The sequence below is a fragment of the Candidatus Limnocylindrales bacterium genome (assembly GCA_035559535.1).
Classification (GTDB): Bacteria; Moduliflexota; Moduliflexia; order Moduliflexales; family JAUQPW01; genus JAUQPW01.
On sequence record DATMBG010000013.1, the window covers coordinates 29684 to 44017 of the forward strand.

The 14334-nt window shown below is 43.3% G+C and carries 16 protein-coding genes and 1 rRNA gene; 7 read left to right on the top strand and 10 right to left on the bottom strand.

Features of this window, described 5'->3' with window-relative positions; genetic code table 11:
* Positions 1–65 precede the first annotated feature (65 nt).
* The 5 genes from VNM22_04300 to VNM22_04320 all read left to right on the top strand — a co-directional run bounded on the left by VNM22_04300 (position 66) and on the right by VNM22_04320 (position 3295).
* A complete protein-coding gene (locus tag VNM22_04300) occupies positions 66–1577 on the top strand; it encodes a PDZ domain-containing protein (GenBank protein HWP46365.1) in 1512 nt (503 codons plus the stop codon).
* 59 nt (positions 1578–1636) lie between these two features.
* A complete protein-coding gene (locus tag VNM22_04305) occupies positions 1637–1810 on the top strand; it encodes a histidine kinase dimerization/phospho-acceptor domain-containing protein (protein ID HWP46366.1) in 174 nt (57 codons plus the stop codon).
* A complete protein-coding gene (locus VNM22_04310) occupies positions 1807–1983 on the top strand; it encodes a hypothetical protein (protein HWP46367.1) in 177 nt (58 codons plus the stop codon). The genes VNM22_04305 and VNM22_04310 overlap by 4 nt, the downstream gene beginning before the upstream one ends.
* A 443-nt stretch (positions 1984–2426) precedes the next feature.
* Positions 2427–2987, top strand: coding sequence for a CarD family transcriptional regulator (locus VNM22_04315; GenBank protein ID HWP46368.1), 561 nt, complete (start codon positions 2427–2429; stop codon positions 2985–2987).
* Positions 2988–3043: 56 nt separating this feature from the next.
* The gene (locus VNM22_04320; protein HWP46369.1) at positions 3044–3295 is read left to right on the top strand and encodes a hypothetical protein; all 252 of its coding nucleotides are present in this window, start codon (positions 3044–3046) and stop codon (positions 3293–3295) included.
* A 502-nt stretch (positions 3296–3797) separates the two neighbouring features.
* On the opposite strand, the gene VNM22_04325 is transcribed toward VNM22_04320, so the two are convergent.
* Positions 3798–4121, bottom strand: coding sequence for an RNA-binding protein (locus VNM22_04325; GenBank protein ID HWP46370.1), 324 nt, complete (start codon positions 4119–4121; stop codon positions 3798–3800).
* A gap of 616 nt (positions 4122–4737) precedes the next feature.
* Complete coding sequence (locus tag VNM22_04330; GenBank protein ID HWP46371.1) at positions 4738–5499, bottom strand: DUF2071 domain-containing protein; 762 nt, start codon at positions 5497–5499, stop codon at positions 4738–4740.
* Between the two features lie 371 nt (positions 5500–5870).
* Here VNM22_04330 and VNM22_04335 point away from each other — a divergent pair, with 371 nt between their 5' ends.
* The gene (locus VNM22_04335; protein HWP46372.1) at positions 5871–6593 is read left to right on the top strand and encodes a DUF72 domain-containing protein; all 723 of its coding nucleotides are present in this window, start codon (positions 5871–5873) and stop codon (positions 6591–6593) included.
* Between the two features lie 136 nt (positions 6594–6729).
* Here the strand turns inward: VNM22_04335 and VNM22_04340 are convergent, their stop codons facing one another.
* The 5 genes from VNM22_04340 to VNM22_04360 all read right to left on the bottom strand — a co-directional run bounded on the left by VNM22_04340 (position 6730) and on the right by VNM22_04360 (position 11307).
* The gene (locus VNM22_04340; protein HWP46373.1) at positions 6730–7038 is read right to left on the bottom strand and encodes a zf-TFIIB domain-containing protein; all 309 of its coding nucleotides are present in this window, start codon (positions 7036–7038) and stop codon (positions 6730–6732) included.
* 115 nt (positions 7039–7153) lie between these two features.
* Entirely contained in the window at positions 7154–8110 is a 957-nt protein-coding gene (locus tag VNM22_04345) for a TerC family protein (GenBank protein ID HWP46374.1), read from the bottom strand.
* 470 nt (positions 8111–8580) lie between these two features.
* Positions 8581–9444: a zinc metalloprotease HtpX gene (htpX, locus tag VNM22_04350; protein HWP46375.1), complete on the bottom strand. Its 864-nt coding sequence runs from the start codon at positions 9442–9444 to the stop codon at positions 8581–8583.
* A 214-nt stretch (positions 9445–9658) separates the two neighbouring features.
* A complete protein-coding gene (locus VNM22_04355; protein HWP46376.1) occupies positions 9659–10096 on the bottom strand; it encodes a hypothetical protein in 438 nt (145 codons plus the stop codon).
* Positions 10097–10281: 185 nt separating this feature from the next.
* A complete protein-coding gene (locus tag VNM22_04360; GenBank protein ID HWP46377.1) occupies positions 10282–11307 on the bottom strand; it encodes a potassium channel protein in 1026 nt (341 codons plus the stop codon).
* A 161-nt stretch (positions 11308–11468) separates the two neighbouring features.
* Between VNM22_04360 and pal the strand changes: the two genes are divergently transcribed.
* Positions 11469–12077 (top strand): peptidoglycan-associated lipoprotein Pal, encoded by a 609-nt coding sequence (gene pal, locus VNM22_04365; GenBank protein HWP46378.1) that lies wholly within the window; start codon positions 11469–11471, stop codon positions 12075–12077.
* A 141-nt stretch (positions 12078–12218) separates the two neighbouring features.
* On the opposite strand, the gene tatC is transcribed toward pal, so the two are convergent.
* The 3 genes from tatC to VNM22_04380 form a co-directional block, all read right to left on the bottom strand.
* A complete protein-coding gene (tatC, locus tag VNM22_04370) occupies positions 12219–12944 on the bottom strand; it encodes a twin-arginine translocase subunit TatC (protein HWP46379.1) in 726 nt (241 codons plus the stop codon).
* Positions 12945–13062: 118 nt separating this feature from the next.
* A complete protein-coding gene (locus VNM22_04375; protein ID HWP46380.1) occupies positions 13063–14085 on the bottom strand; it encodes a rod shape-determining protein in 1023 nt (340 codons plus the stop codon).
* Positions 14086–14190: 105 nt separating this feature from the next.
* Positions 14191–14334: ribosomal RNA gene (locus VNM22_04380) — 23S ribosomal RNA — on the bottom strand; the annotation flags it as partial.

Here is a 14334-nt window from a genome sequence, read left to right on the forward strand (position 1 = left end):
TCATGTGGTTGAATTAATTAACCTAAAGGGTCTCTTGCAACAGGGGATCCAATCAGGAGGTTTCAATGAAACGATTTTTCTCAAAGATCAACACGTCGGGTACGTATAGAGGGATGTCTTTGTTTTTTCCAGATCTGAAATCCCCCCACCAGGCTATAGGGTACCTGGGAATCCCACGGATTCTTAAAGGAATGTTCTGGTTGTTTTTGTTTTGGAATATAGGTCACGCAGAGGCAGGATGGCTGGGAATCGAACTCCAAGAAAGACTTATAGACCCTGCCAGAGGTTTATCGGTGGTCATGGTAAAGGCCGTAATACCTGAGAGTCCGGCGGCTATAGCCGGGATTCAACCGGGTGATCTTCTTCTTACCATCCAGGGGAAACCTGCCGTCCGGGTTCAAGAGCTTATCCATGAGATTCAAACTCTTCCACCGGGAACCCAACTTCCCATTGAATTGCTTCGATCCGGTCAAAAGTTGACCCTAACCCTGACTCTTGGGAGTTTACCAACCCATCTTTCACCGATCCCTTCTCAACCTGACACTTCGTCTTCGAGTTCTTCCCAGCAGAAAAACAGGTCGGAAACTTCCCAGGTTCCCGAATTTTCAACTTCCTTATCCAAAAACCAAGAAGACCGAAAAGTTAGCCTGGAGCTGGAGACATATAACGCAGGATTTTTCTCCTTAGACAAGCCTAAAGGGTGGACGGTTATTACAGCCGGAGCCTGTTCCACCCTGGCCTTTTTAATCCGAGATCCTTCGGAATCTCTTCGACAGATTTTCTATTTCAGCCTGGCCGGACCGGTTTATATGAATATTCAACAAAAGCAACAAGATTATCAGTACATGCGTATGGGCGGCATTCCCATTCCCTGGATTGAGATGCCTGTGGTAGATCCTCTGACGCCAGGCAATTTTCTGACCCAGTTTCATCTCATGGTCCAGACTCAGGCAGCCCGACAATTTATGCCGAAAGCACCCGACCTGGAAAACCTCCAGATTATCTCGACCACTCCTCAACCCAGTTTCTTAGGGGGTCAAACAGAATTAATTCGGGCTCTGTTTGTCCAGGATAATAAACTGGGTGAGGGTTTATTTCTACTTACAGTAACTCCTGCCCCCATAGGAAGCATTGCCTTCGGGTCGATGTTTGTAGGAATCACCGCTCCTAAACAAGAGTTTCGATTTCTTGAAGAAACCCTTATTAAATCTGTTCAAAGCTTTACGATAAGTCAATCTTATATAAATAACTGCATCAGACAACAAGATCAGGATACTAAAGCCCTTCTCAAGGCTGGAAAGACCCTCGGCGAGGCATCAGACTTAATTATGAAAAGCTGGGAAGACCGCAATAAGGTGGAAGATATCCTCTCTGAAAAGAGAAGTGATGCAATTTTGGGAAAAGAGCGACTTTATGATCCTGCTACCAAAGAGGTCTATGAATTTAAAAATGGTTTCTACGATCAATATCAACTAAATCAGAATAAATATGAAATGAATAACTTACAACCTTTACCTCAGAACGACTATGAGCTTTGGATGAAAACCCCTCTGGATGGGTATAGACATCTTAAATAGCTGTTACCAAACCCAATTTTGGGTTTTAATTTTCTTCGGCCTTAAAAGCTGTGCAAATTTTGCATCTCAAAATTCCCCCTTTATCGGAGTTACAGTGGGCATTGGAAGTGATCGACCGTCAGATGCATCAGATGACGCGGCTCATTGAGGACCTGTTGGACCTTGCTCAAATTACCAGCAACAAGCTGGAACTCCATAAGAGCCGGGTCGAATTGGGGGGAGGTGATAAATGACTCTGATCGCCGTGACCGGCTGGAGCCAGAAGATGGATAGATACCGCTCCAAGGAAGCCGGGTTCGATCATCACGTGGTTAAGCCGGTGAATCCTACCGCTCTGCTGCATCTGCTGGAACAGGCTGTATTGAGTCAGCAAAAGCGCCACCTGACAAACTATCAGACCGGGTGAAAATCCGGTCGGATAGTTTTTCTATCCTTGCCCTCAAGGTAATAAATCCTACAAGGGGAACGAAAGGGTTTTTTGTGTATCCGTATCCATTTAGTAGGTGGAAAAAGAAACACCCCCCTGGCCCCCCTCCAGGAGGGACTGACGTAGGGTTGCTGCTGCTGAAGCCCCTCCTGGAGGGGGGCCAGGGGGGTGTTCAGACAGAAAAAAGTGACCCCTACTAAATGGTTACAGTTACGTTTTTTGTTATTTTCGTTGACAGGGAGTTAATCAGGTTGTAATATATTTTTCTGTATAAAAATCACCTATCAGGTCTTAAGTACCTGAACTTTTAAACAGATTAAGGTTATAGAGATCATTTTTGATCGTTTTGATAAGCCCTCAAAGATAATCTTTAAAACTTTGAGGGCTTTTCTTTTTTGTCTGAGGGCGTCAAGGAGATGGGTATGCTAAAATTTAAGAAAGGAGATCAGGTAGTTTACCCTCTTATCGGGCAAGGAAAAGTTGTAGAGGTCTCCTACAAAGAGTTCTACGGAGAGAAAAAGTTATTTTACACACTGAGATTAGAAGCCAGAGGGGTTAAAAGTATCGTTTATCTTTCTGTAGAATCCAGTGAAAAATTAGGACTTCGAAAGGCTATGACCCGGGAAGATATTCCGGAGGTGATGGCTATATTACAGAGACAGACTTCAACAGAGGAGGTTATTCTGGATAACAAAAGATCATCGGAAAGGCGTACAAAACAAATTGAGACCTTGAGAGTAAGAGGATTTCAAGGGCTAGCTCTGGTGGTATCTGATCTTTATAGCTTCTTTCAAACTAATTCACGAAAACCAGGCATGGAGAATGACCTCTATAAATCTTCTTCTCAAGAATTAGGAAAAGAGCTTGCCGTTGCTTTAGAAGTGGATTTCAAGGAAGCAGAAAAGATGATTCGTGAAGCTCTATCGCAAAAAGATCAGTCTTTGCAGTTTCCCCAGATCGATCTCTCCAAAGACAGGAGATAATCAGATAATGTTTTGATCTCAACAGCCTAATTTAAATTTATCAAGGGTATAAAAAAATGAGTAACAAAAAAATTCGGAGTTTTGACTGTGGGGTTGTTCACGAGGTGGTACAAATTTACCTGACAGAGAAAAGAAGCCTTGGACTAGAAAGTCAAAGAAGCTATTTTATCCAATGTAATCAAGAAGACTGCCAGTATGTAGAAGAAAACAAGCTGCCCTGTCCTCTCAATCTGGCTATGTTTGCTGAAGAACTCAATGAGCGCCGGCAAAAGATGAAGCAACGTAAAGAAAATGCACAAGATCATTAAGCTGGTTGCCGGTAATTAAGATCAAGCCTATTAAGATTACAACTTCTTCTTGTATCCTTCTTTGTCTGGACAAAGTGCCGAATATAATCTTTATTATCGACTCCCTGGATTATCCAGTGAATTCTTATTCGACAAGAATTGCCCTGATCGCCTGAACTATTCGGTCTTCCCTTCCTATTACTTTAGCTATATCCTCATGGTTTGGTGGGTAAGTTCTAAAATAAGTATTCCTTTTCCTTTGGACCCCGCTATTTTAATCTTCTTCGGATTATCTACAAAGAACTCGGAGTAGATCTTTTACAACTTTTCCCCTTCTTAACTTTCAACCCCGAGGAGGGATCAATACTTTCAGGATAATACCTTTTAGTATGAAAATAAATTTTCATACTAAAAGGCATACGAAATCATGGGTATAGTCGTCGGCTTATTCGAGATGAGCTGTTACCGTCAGACTAACCGTCGAAGGTGGTAATAAGAAGATAACTTTAAGATTTCTAACCTCTTACCAGCGTCTCTCCCTTGGGTTATTCTTGCCTCGATAACCACCTCGATTCTTATCTCCACCATTTCTATCATTCCGTTTCGGTCTTGCTTCATTGACTACCAGGTTTCTATCTCTGAACGTTTTTCCATTTAACAGACTGATAGCGTTCTGAGCTTCTTCCTCAGAAGACATTTCCACAAAACCAAACCCCCTGGATTGTCCTGTGTATTGATCGGTAATGATATTAACGGAGGTAACAGTACCTGCTTCTCCAAAAAGGGCCTCCAAATCACTAACGGTGGTTTGATAAGAAAGATTCCCGACATATAAATTCGTTGACATGAGCGATTCTCCTAAACAAAAAGCCCTCAGAGTTCTAAAGATAACCTCTGAGGGCTTTATTGAAAAACTATAAAGCGATCAAAAATGATCTTTATTGACTGAATTGGTCCAGAAATTCTGGATTCCTACACAAGCTAAGATTTAAATTAGCTACATAATAAATTAGCCTCTCTTTTAGTTTCTGTCAATGAATAATTTTTCCAATAAGTAACTGCAACAATTTAGTAGGTGTCACTTTTTCTGTCTGAACACCCCCTGGCCCCCCCTCCAGGGGGGACTGACGTGGGGTTGCTGCTGCTGAAGTCCCCCTGGAGGGGCAGAGGGTGTTTCTTTTTCCACCTACTAAATTGATACAGATACTTTCCATAATTTTTTTATAGTTCTCTCAATCTGGCTTTCTTTCCTGATAGTACTGCTTTTTTCCCAACTCCCCTTCTCCCCTTGTGGGAGAGGGGCCGGAGGCGAGGGCTGCTTAAAGTCAAGCAAAGCTAAGTGATCGTCTACCTGCCCATGTCGTCTGAAAAGGTAGAATCATCTCGAAAATCCTTTATTTAGAGGTTTTCATGCCCTTGGGATTTACATTACCCCGGAAACGATCATCTGTACAGCTTCTCTTCTAATCTACGGCTTCCAGGCCAAAGATCTCCACATCTACTCCGGGAGACATAAGGGAGTGATTCCAATCCCCCTCGGGTTTCGATAAGCCATTCAGGGTAAACAGATTTTTATCACTTTGGCTGACTTCAACCTCTACCAGAGGATAGGGAACATGATGGACCCTTGCCCGGAAGAGTTTCTTACGCCGGCTGGAGTAGGCAAATAAAATATATCTTTCGATCAGAAAAAACTCTAAAGTTTCTGGTTCTGCCTGATGACGATTTGAGATAGGCCGATATCTAAACCGGGTCTTTAAAGAAATGTCAGAGCCGAACCGGTGAGAGGAGTATAAAATTTCCTTTGTATCAGGATGGATCTCTGCTTGCATCGTGGCATAAAAGTAGGGCAGGTTAAAACTTAATCGAGCAATTTGCACGGCCAGCCATTGATTGGCATCCAATGAATAAAACCAAATTCCGGGTATACCGTGAGGATCATAAACATAGGTTCTCACATTGAGTTCCTGAAAATCTGATAGACCTGGTACGGTCGGAAAAAAGCGAGGACGTACGTCTTTCATGAAAAAGGGAATAATCCCTATATAGGCGTTACCTTCAAAGGTATCTACCTGCAATCCTTCTGGTAAGGTGCGTTGAATGGCCTTCCCATCATATTCCCAATGTAAAAAGAGTAAGTTTCGCCACTTTTGGTACATGATAGGATTTCTATGGGTTGGTCGTTCTCTTACTTCTTGCCGTTTTAAAGAAGTCGGTTGTTCCATAAAAGGTTTTCCATAGCCATAGGGTTAGAGTTTTAAATTTCATTCCAGGATACGTATCATAAAAAATGTTTGCCTATATGGGGTAGATGTCAATTAAAATAAAGAAAAACAGTGTGAAATGGATCTTCCTGAAGAGATTGCCCCCCACTTTGCTACAGGAGCATGAAGTTCCTGAAGGGTTCAGGGGATAGCCGCGGCTTGAAGAATGTTTAGAACTCTATCATCCGGTAGTTTGATGGATGAAGCTTCGGCGTTGAGTCGTGCCAAGAGTCCCCCAAAATGCGATAAATACAGGGGTGTATAGGAGCTTCTAAAAGAGAAAGATAAAAGTAATCTAGAGGCGATCGGTCGATCGCCCGTACTAAGGTGTTATGACCGTTCGAATAGGTACCTCAGGTTGGGTTTATAACCACTGGCGTGGAATCTTTTACCCAAGAGGGTTACACCAGAAGGATTGGTTTAACTATTACGCACGGGAGTTTAATACCGTCGAGATCAATAATTCATTTTATCGGCTCCCGAGCTCGGTTACTTTCGAAGCGTGGCGTGAGCAGGCGCCCCTTGATTTTCTTTACGCCGTCAAGGCCAGCCGTTTCCTTACCCACTTTAAAAGACTCAAAGACCCCGAGGAATCGCTCCAAAGGTTCTTTGATCATGCCCGTCATTTAGGTAGAACTCTTGGCCCAGTACTTTATCAGCTTCCACCGCACTGGCAGGTCAACCTGCCGCGGTTTGAATATTTTCTGGCAGCCTTACCGAAGGAATATGTCCATGTTGTCGAATTCCGTGATACGAGCTGGTTGATTGAAGAGACTTTTCAGCTTATGGAACGCTATCATGTTGCCCATTGTATCCATGATAGGCATCCGCTGCAAATTCCTATCCGCCTGACCTCACCACCAGTCTACCTCCGTTTTCATGGTGATCCTACCTGCGGTGGCGATTATCAACCCGCAGCCCTCGAAACCTGGGCCAGGCGCATGGATGATTGGTGTAACCAAAAGCTTGATATCTTCGTCTACTTTAATAATGATATCCACGGTTATGCCATAAAAAATGCCAGAATGCTGAAAAAGCTACTGACTAAAAGTTAAATGATACAGTGGGTCATGAATGCTTTCATTCTAACCTCAACGAATGGGTATAATACTAATTCCCTGGTTTCACAGATAGGAGCAATCCAGGGATTGCTCCTTTAATTCCATGGAAGCCTATAGATTACCGGCTCTTTTAGTCAAAATCAAACAAATCTTCTAGAAACGATTTACGTCTTTTCCTTTTATAATAGTCGCTGTCTTCATATTCCCAATGGTTAGGATCGTATTCTTCAAAGTCTCTTTTATAGGATCCGGTATCCTCCTGTCTTCGATACCTATCGCTATAATCTTCTCTCCAGGGAGATGTAGTTATGGATCGTTGGATTATTTTATCCAATTCTCCTCGATCTAACCATATTCCCCGGCATTGGGGACAATAATCCATCTCAATTCCCTGACGATTCGATAGCTTAAGTTCTACCTGGCAAACGGGACAATACATTTGTAATCCTCCTACCTATTCGTGCATGACCTGGAGGACTTTCTACCCTCCCCGTGGACGGGGAAGGTTCTAAATTACTCACCCTTTCAGGTCATGATGGGTCTTAACGATGCTTTTACTCTATTTGCTCTTTTAAAGAATGGACCTGTGTCAGGCCGGCCTTTGTCTTCGGTCGAGCCAGGGAGACTATTATAGAAATGACCAAAATACCGGCTACCACCCCCAGGGAAACCCCTATGGGAATCTTGTAAATATCCGTCAAGGTCATCTTAGCTCCTACAAAGACTAAAACCGCTGCTAGTCCAAATTTGAGATAGTGGAAGTATTCCATTATACCCGCCAATGCAAAGTAGAGCGCACGCAATCCTAGAATGGCAAATACATTGGAAGTATAAACAATAAAGGGATCGGTTGTTATAGCAAATATGGCCGGAATTGAATCAACGGCAAAGATCAAATCGGTGGTTTCGACCACCAGGAGTACTATTAAGAGGGGAGTAGCCCAGCGCTGACCGTTTAGTTTAATCAAGAATTTATCCTCATGATAATCCCCGGTTACAGGGATAAATTTCTTGAAAAGTCGAACCACGGGGTTTTTCTCGGGATGTACCTCAGTCTCTTCCTTAAGGGCCATCTTAATCCCAGTTAAGATCAAAAACCCTCCAAATACGTAAATGATCCAATGGAATTTCTGAATCAAGGCGGCTCCGACCGCAATCATAACTGCACGCATGATCAATGCGCTCAGAATGCCCCAAAACAAAACTTTGTGTTGATACTTTGAGGAGACATTGAAATAAGAAAATATTAAAAGAAATACAAAGATGTTATCAACACTGAGGGATTTTTCAATGAGATAACCCGTCAAAAATGCAAGGGCTGCTTCTGAGCCGCGCCAGTAGTAAACCCCCACATTAAAGAGAAGGGCCATAACGATCCAGATCCCACTCCAAATAAGTGCTTCTTTAACCCTGACTATATGAGCCTTACGATGAAAAACTCCCAAATCCAGGGCTAACATTCCAATCACGAATATATTAAAGCCTAACCACAACAGAACCTGATCTAACATGGAGTCACCTTTTTTATTTTTTATTCCTGGGAATAACTTAAAAAATATTAAAGCTTAGCCACAACAGAACCTGATCCGACGTGGAGTCACCTTTTTTATTTTTTATTCCTGGGAATAACTTAAATTTACGGATAATAAAATTAGAGCGGGGTGATATGCTCCCGCACTTTAACCATTGTACCGTGCTTTGTAAAGCTAATTGGGCATGGATTCTCTTTTTCTCTTCAAGCCTCATAGGCACCAGAATAAGAAGGTTAATTCAAGCCTCGCGACCTGTTTAACAGGACGCGGCTACGGAGCTTGAAAAAACAGGGAAGCGAGGTGGCGAGATACTCGCATTCCCCGGTCAAGCTTTTCCACCTTATCCTGGTGCCTATACCTCCAGCCTCTCTTCCAAAGCTTCCGGAGAAGAATAGAGGTGAGGATAAAATGGTTCTTTACATTATAACTTTACAAAGCAACCGGATTATCTAAATAAAGCTTCCTTCTCGTGCCATAGCCTCCAATCTGGCGATACGATCCTCAATGGGGGGATGGGTACTGAAGAGCTTTAGGAAACTCTCTCCCCGTAAAGGATTTACAATAAACAAGTGGGCCGTTCCGGGATTAGCGGCCATAGGGATTTGAGATACCCCCCGTTCTATCTTTCTTAAGGCACTGGCCAGGTATAAGGGGTTCCCACAGAATTTAGCTCCCCCTTCATCGGCCAAATATTCCCGTGATCGAGAAATGGCCATCTGGATAATCATGGCGGCAATGGGAGCTACAATCATCAGGATTAGATTTCCCAGGAAACCCATTCCTCCTCCCTCTTCTTCCTCATCCTGACCGCCCCCAAAGATCAGGGTCCACTGGGCCATATTTGCCAGCATGCTAATGGCTCCGGCTATTGTCGCTGCAATGGTGGAAATCAAGGTATCACGATGCCATACATGGGCAAGTTCATGCCCTATTACACCCGATAATTCTTCCCGGTTAAGCAATCTCATAATTCCACGGGTGACGGCTACGGCTGCATGCTCTGGGTTTCGACCGGTTGCGAAGGCATTGGGAGTTTCCTCATCGATGATATAGAGTTTCGGTATGGGCATACCGACTTTCATACAGAGTTCCTGTACAATACGATAAAGTTCCGGAGCTTGTTCGGGAGTTACCTCATGAGCCCCATACATGGATAAAACAATTTTATCGCTGAACCAGTAAGCTCCCAGGTTCATCATACTGGCAATGATAAACGCGAGAATCATCCCTTGGTTTCCACCCAAGAGGTTTCCAATGAAGATAAATAGTAAGGTCAATCCAACCAGAAAGAGAGTCGTTTTAAACCGGTTCATAGTTTTTACTCCTGATCCGATATCTAATCCTGTAAAAGGTTGTTTAACTTACTTTTCGATTCCTTGCTTCTTATTACCTCAAATTACCTCAAAAGAAACTGTACAGATGTCGTCACCTTATTCCCTTTTACAGGCCAGATACGGCGGAGTCCAGGATAAAATCAAAGGGATACCATTTAAGCCTTTACGTTGGGTTTACAAAACGCAGGGGTTTTTAGGCGAGATAAAGAAGGGGGGTTATTTCGTCGGTATTTTCAGGAGTTGGGATCTTCCTTGTTTCAGATCCCAGGCTGACAGGAAGGCGGTAAAAATCGGTTTGGCCCAGGTGAGAAAAACTTTGAGCAGAAGATCGCATCAGGACCATCTGAGTGATAACAACAGGAGGGTGGTCTCGGGAGATAAAACGAAATTTTAACAAGGGGATCCGAACAGTTCGGTTTCTTAAAGACAGGTGAGGCGAAGATTGAAAAGCTTCTTTTTTCTGCAAATCTGAATCTATTTTTTGAGCGCTCCAGGATAAGATAGAATCTGGATAAGCTAAAAGATAAAGCGTATTTTCTCCGTCTGCCTGATCCCCTTGCAAACCCCAGGCAAAGAAGATTACCGTAATGAGTAAGTAAGCAGTGAAGGAATTTAAAATCGAATTTCCCATTTCAAATATTTCGTTTAAACTTCTGAATTCATCAGGGTAGCTGTATCATAAATACTACCTGTAGCCAAAAACGTCAAGGGGAGTTTCTGGATGTTAAAACTCGTAGGGCTTCTCCTAAATCTGCCCGGTTAGTTTTAATTTAAGTTCTTTGAGGGACCAGAAGATTCCTGAATCTGGTTAAAGGCTCAATCTTCCTCACCGGCAAGTTTTCTAAGTTTATCAACCTGTTCTGGCTCTCCCATAACAATAAGAATATCCCCCTTTTGGATATGGGTAGAGGGTTTAGGGTTGTAGGTATATTTACCCTCCTGCCGATTTTTTATGGCTATTACGATCAACCCGGTCTTTTGAGGGATCTGGGCTTCTCCCAATGTTTTTCCCGAAAGTGAGGAATGGGGAGGGACTTCAATTTCCTCCACACGCAGGGTACCATCCCCTTCTCGTAACATAGTATCTAGAAAGTCAACTACTGCAGGCCTGATAAGGAGGGAGGCCATCCGGAGACCTCCTATAAAATTCGGAGAAACCACACTATGGGCACCGGCAGCTAATAATTTTTTCTCTGACTCCTCCTCAACTACTCGGGATACAATTTTTAAGTGGGGGTTTAAGGCCCGGGCAGTTAACACCACAAAAACATTGTCCTTGTCTGTAGGGAGGGCACTGACTAAACCCCTGGCTCTTTCTATACCGGCCTCTAATAAAACCGCGTCTTTGGTGGCGTCCCCTTCGATATATTGAAGGACCCCTTGATTTTTTAGCATCTCCAGGGTTGTATGATCTTTCTCTATTACTACAAAAGGGATTTTTGTCTTCAAGAACTCCTCCACAATCCATCGTCCGGTATCTCCTGCTCCACAGATAATAAAATGGTTGGATAATTTTTGGATTTGCTTTTGCATTTTCCTCCTCTTCATTAAACGACCTAATTCCCCATCGACAATAAACGCTGCAAATACGCTCATTCCGTATCCAATAATACCGATACCGCTTAAAATAAGGCCCATGGTAAAAATTCTACCCCGGGAAGAAAGAGGGTGGATTTCCCCATAACCCACGGTAGCCAGGGTGATAACGGTCATATAAATAGCATCCAATAACGACCATCCTTCAAGGGTGGTATATCCCAGAATGCCGCCACAGATTACAATCAGGATAAGAATGAGGGCCGTTAACATTTTCCTGCGGTAAATCGATGGATATACGGGCATGTCTTTCGTCCTTCAAGGAATAATTCGCTAAAATTTAGTTAGAAATTTATAAATTAATTATTATATTAGTATTTGAGAAAAATCGGTTTAAACTTTAACTTAGATTGCATGAACCTTATTGGCAAGTCAATTAAATTTTCTATGATGAGGAGGTTGTTAGTATGAATGTGCGTTTTTCAAGTAAAGTTCTAGGGAGCTTAGTAGTGTTATTGTTATTTTTACAGATCACGGGCTGTGCAAAGAAAACCAAGCCGATTCCTTCCTCGGCTCCTACCGGGAATCAAATTGTAGCACCTCCGGTCACCAATCCCGAGACTACTCCGGCCCAGAACCCTTCATCGATTACGGATAAAAACATATCTGAAACGGCAAAGCCTAAACGTCCCACCGGAGAATATGTGGATGCTTCGAGCGTATTAAAGGATGTCTTTTTTGATTTTGATAAATCTGATCTAAAACCGGAGGCCCGAAGAGCTTTGGAAGAGAATGCTGCCTGGCTTAAAAAGAATCCCCAGGTTCAGATTCTCATCGAAGGTCATTGCGATGAAAGGGGAACGGTAGAGTATAATGAAGCCCTTGGGGAGCGAAGGGCCTTAAGTGTAAAGAGTTATTTGATAAACCTTGGAATAAGCGCCGATAGAATCTCGACGATCAGTTATGGGGAACTAAAACCCTTTGATCCGGGGCATAATGAAGAGGCCTGGGCCAAGAATCGACGAGCACACTTCAAAATTTCAACCGAGAGGGTTTCTCAGGGACCTTCCCAGTAAGAAACCCTTGAGCCAGTTACCAGAGCTTACCTTCTTGGTAAAGCCTGAGAAATTATTCTTAGTATTTTTAAGGCGATGATGAAGGGCCTGTTCCTCCAATAAGCTTAGAACAGGCTCTAGGCCCGTCAAAAAAAGATCCTTCTACTTTTTTCCAAATAATTTCACCAAAATCACACTGATCTCATACAGTACCAGAAGGGGGACCATCATGAGACTCATATTGAAAATATCCGGAGTAGGAGTTAAGACGGCTGAGGTGATGGCGATGATGAGGATGGCGTATTTTCGCCCCCAGGTCAAATGATGGGTCTGAACGACTCCTATACGCCCCAATAATAACATCACCAAAGGAAGCTCAAAAACCATCCCAAAGGCGAAGGTCAACCAAAAAACAAAGGAAACGTAATTTTCTATGGAGAGATAGGGATCGATTTGGCTGGTTCCATAGCTGATTAAGAATTGAATTCCAAAGGGAAGTACAAAAAAATAACAGAGGGTGCATCCCGTGAGAAAAAGAATCACGGCACTAACTACCACAGGTAGGGTGTAGGTCTTACTTTCCGGGATAAAAAAAGGGGAAATTCCCTGCCACAGGTAGTAAAAAATGAGGGGGGAAATCATAAACAGGCTGGATAAAAAAGCCACTTTAAGGTAGGAGATAAAAGCTTCGCCGGGGCTATAAAAAACTAAAGGAGCCGTTGTAATCGATTTACCAACAATTTTGATGATGCGTTCTGTATAAAAGAAATTAATAACGGTTAGAAGTCCTGAAGCAAGCGCAATTCGTTTAAGAGAGCTCCGTAAATTCTCGATTTTCTGGGTTAGATTTTGCCCGCGTACTTCCTTGAGTAATTCCTCAGCCTTCATAGGATGGAGCAAAACTTTTCTTTTGGTGGAGATTTATCCCGGCAAAGGGAGGAACCTCCTCCAGGGTTCCTCAAGAACACATAGTGAATCGGGGTACCGGTTATCACGTCTAGAAAAACTAGTCTACCGAGATTTTACTCAGCAAATCCATATTATTAAGTACCTTACCGGCGCCAAGGACTACTGAAGTTAGAGGATCTTCTGCCAGGGTAATGGGTAGACCAGTTTCTTCCCGAAGTCGGGTATCGAGATTTCGGAGCAAAGAACCCCCTCCGGTTAATACAATTCCTTTGTCAATGATATCTGCAGATAATTCCGGAGGAGTACGTTCGAGGGTGGTTTTGACGGCTTCGACGATGGCAACCACGGTTTCACTCAATGCATCTCGAATCTCTTCGCTGGAGATGGTTATGGTTTTAGGAATACCCTCTACCAGGTCTCGACCTCGGATCTCGGTGGTTTCTTCTTTATCCAGGGGATCTGCCGAAGCCAGAGTCATTTTGATATACTCTGCAGTTCGTTCTCCAATCAGCAGATTATGCTTCTTTTTGATATACTGAATGATCGCTTCATCCATCTCATCTCCGGCAACACGAATCGAGCGGCTGTAGACGATTCCTGCCATGGAGATAACGGCTACTTCTGTGGTCCCCCCTCCGATATCTACAATCATACTTCCTGAGGGCTCCTCCACAGGTAAACCTACTCCCATAGCTGCAGCCATAGGTTCTTCAATCAGATGTACCTCACTGGCACCGGCTTGAAGAGCTGAGTCTTTAACCGCTTTTTTTTCAACCTCTGTAATTCCGGAAGGAACTGCCACGATAATTCTGGGGCGGACCAGCATGTATTTTCGGTTATAAACTTTCTTAATGAAATGTCGGAGCATTTCCTCGGTCACTCTAAAATCCGAGATAACTCCGTCTTTTAACGGACGAATTACATTAATATGACCGGGGGCCTTACCCAACATTTCCTTGGCTTCTTTGCCAACGGCAAGGGTCTTACCTGTTTTCACATCGATGGTTACGACGGAGGGTTCGTTTACGACAATTCCTCGCCCCTTCATATAGATCAAGGTATTCGCCGTACCCAAATCTATTGCTAAATCTCTCGAGAACCAGCCAAAGAGGGGAAGCATAGGTCTGCTCCAATAAAAATAGCCGGCTATTTAGCAAATAACCGGCTTTTATTAGAAAAGAATAAGTAAAGAAGTAAGCAATAAGCAAATAGTAAGAGAAAAATTACAGTCAAGTCTCACGACCGATTAGGATCGGTGGGCTCAACCGGTTACCCGGCTTACACCTCCGACCTATCTACCTGGTCTTCTTCCAGGGGTCTTCAGAATCCTTGCGGATTGGGAGATCTCATCTTGAGGCGGGCTTCCCGC

What these genes read in the sequence shown, in the direction of transcription:
- VNM22_04320 (HWP46369.1), top strand. Translation starts at nt 3,044, where the DNA reads ATGAGTAACAAAAAAATTCGGAGTTTTGACTGTGGGGTTGTTCACGAG.
- VNM22_04330 (HWP46371.1), bottom strand. Translation starts at nt 5,499, where the DNA reads ATGGAACAACCGACTTCTTTAAAACGGCAAGAAGTAAGAGAACGACCA.
- VNM22_04300 (HWP46365.1), top strand. Translation starts at nt 66, where the DNA reads ATGAAACGATTTTTCTCAAAGATCAACACGTCGGGTACGTATAGAGGG.
- tatC (HWP46379.1), bottom strand. Translation starts at nt 12,944, where the DNA reads ATGAAGGCTGAGGAATTACTCAAGGAAGTACGCGGGCAAAATCTAACC.
- VNM22_04335 (HWP46372.1), top strand. Translation starts at nt 5,871, where the DNA reads ATGACCGTTCGAATAGGTACCTCAGGTTGGGTTTATAACCACTGGCGT.
- VNM22_04375 (HWP46380.1), bottom strand. Translation starts at nt 14,085, where the DNA reads ATGCTTCCCCTCTTTGGCTGGTTCTCGAGAGATTTAGCAATAGATTTG.
- pal (HWP46378.1), top strand. Translation starts at nt 11,469, where the DNA reads ATGAATGTGCGTTTTTCAAGTAAAGTTCTAGGGAGCTTAGTAGTGTTA.
- VNM22_04325 (HWP46370.1), bottom strand. Translation starts at nt 4,121, where the DNA reads ATGTCAACGAATTTATATGTCGGGAATCTTTCTTATCAAACCACCGTT.
- VNM22_04345 (HWP46374.1), bottom strand. Translation starts at nt 8,110, where the DNA reads ATGTTAGATCAGGTTCTGTTGTGGTTAGGCTTTAATATATTCGTGATT.
- VNM22_04360 (HWP46377.1), bottom strand. Translation starts at nt 11,307, where the DNA reads ATGCCCGTATATCCATCGATTTACCGCAGGAAAATGTTAACGGCCCTC.
- VNM22_04355 (HWP46376.1), bottom strand. Translation starts at nt 10,096, where the DNA reads ATGGGAAATTCGATTTTAAATTCCTTCACTGCTTACTTACTCATTACG.
- VNM22_04340 (HWP46373.1), bottom strand. Translation starts at nt 7,038, where the DNA reads ATGTATTGTCCCGTTTGCCAGGTAGAACTTAAGCTATCGAATCGTCAG.
- VNM22_04315 (HWP46368.1), top strand. Translation starts at nt 2,427, where the DNA reads ATGCTAAAATTTAAGAAAGGAGATCAGGTAGTTTACCCTCTTATCGGG.
- htpX (HWP46375.1), bottom strand. Translation starts at nt 9,444, where the DNA reads ATGAACCGGTTTAAAACGACTCTCTTTCTGGTTGGATTGACCTTACTA.
- VNM22_04310 (HWP46367.1), top strand. Translation starts at nt 1,807, where the DNA reads ATGACTCTGATCGCCGTGACCGGCTGGAGCCAGAAGATGGATAGATAC.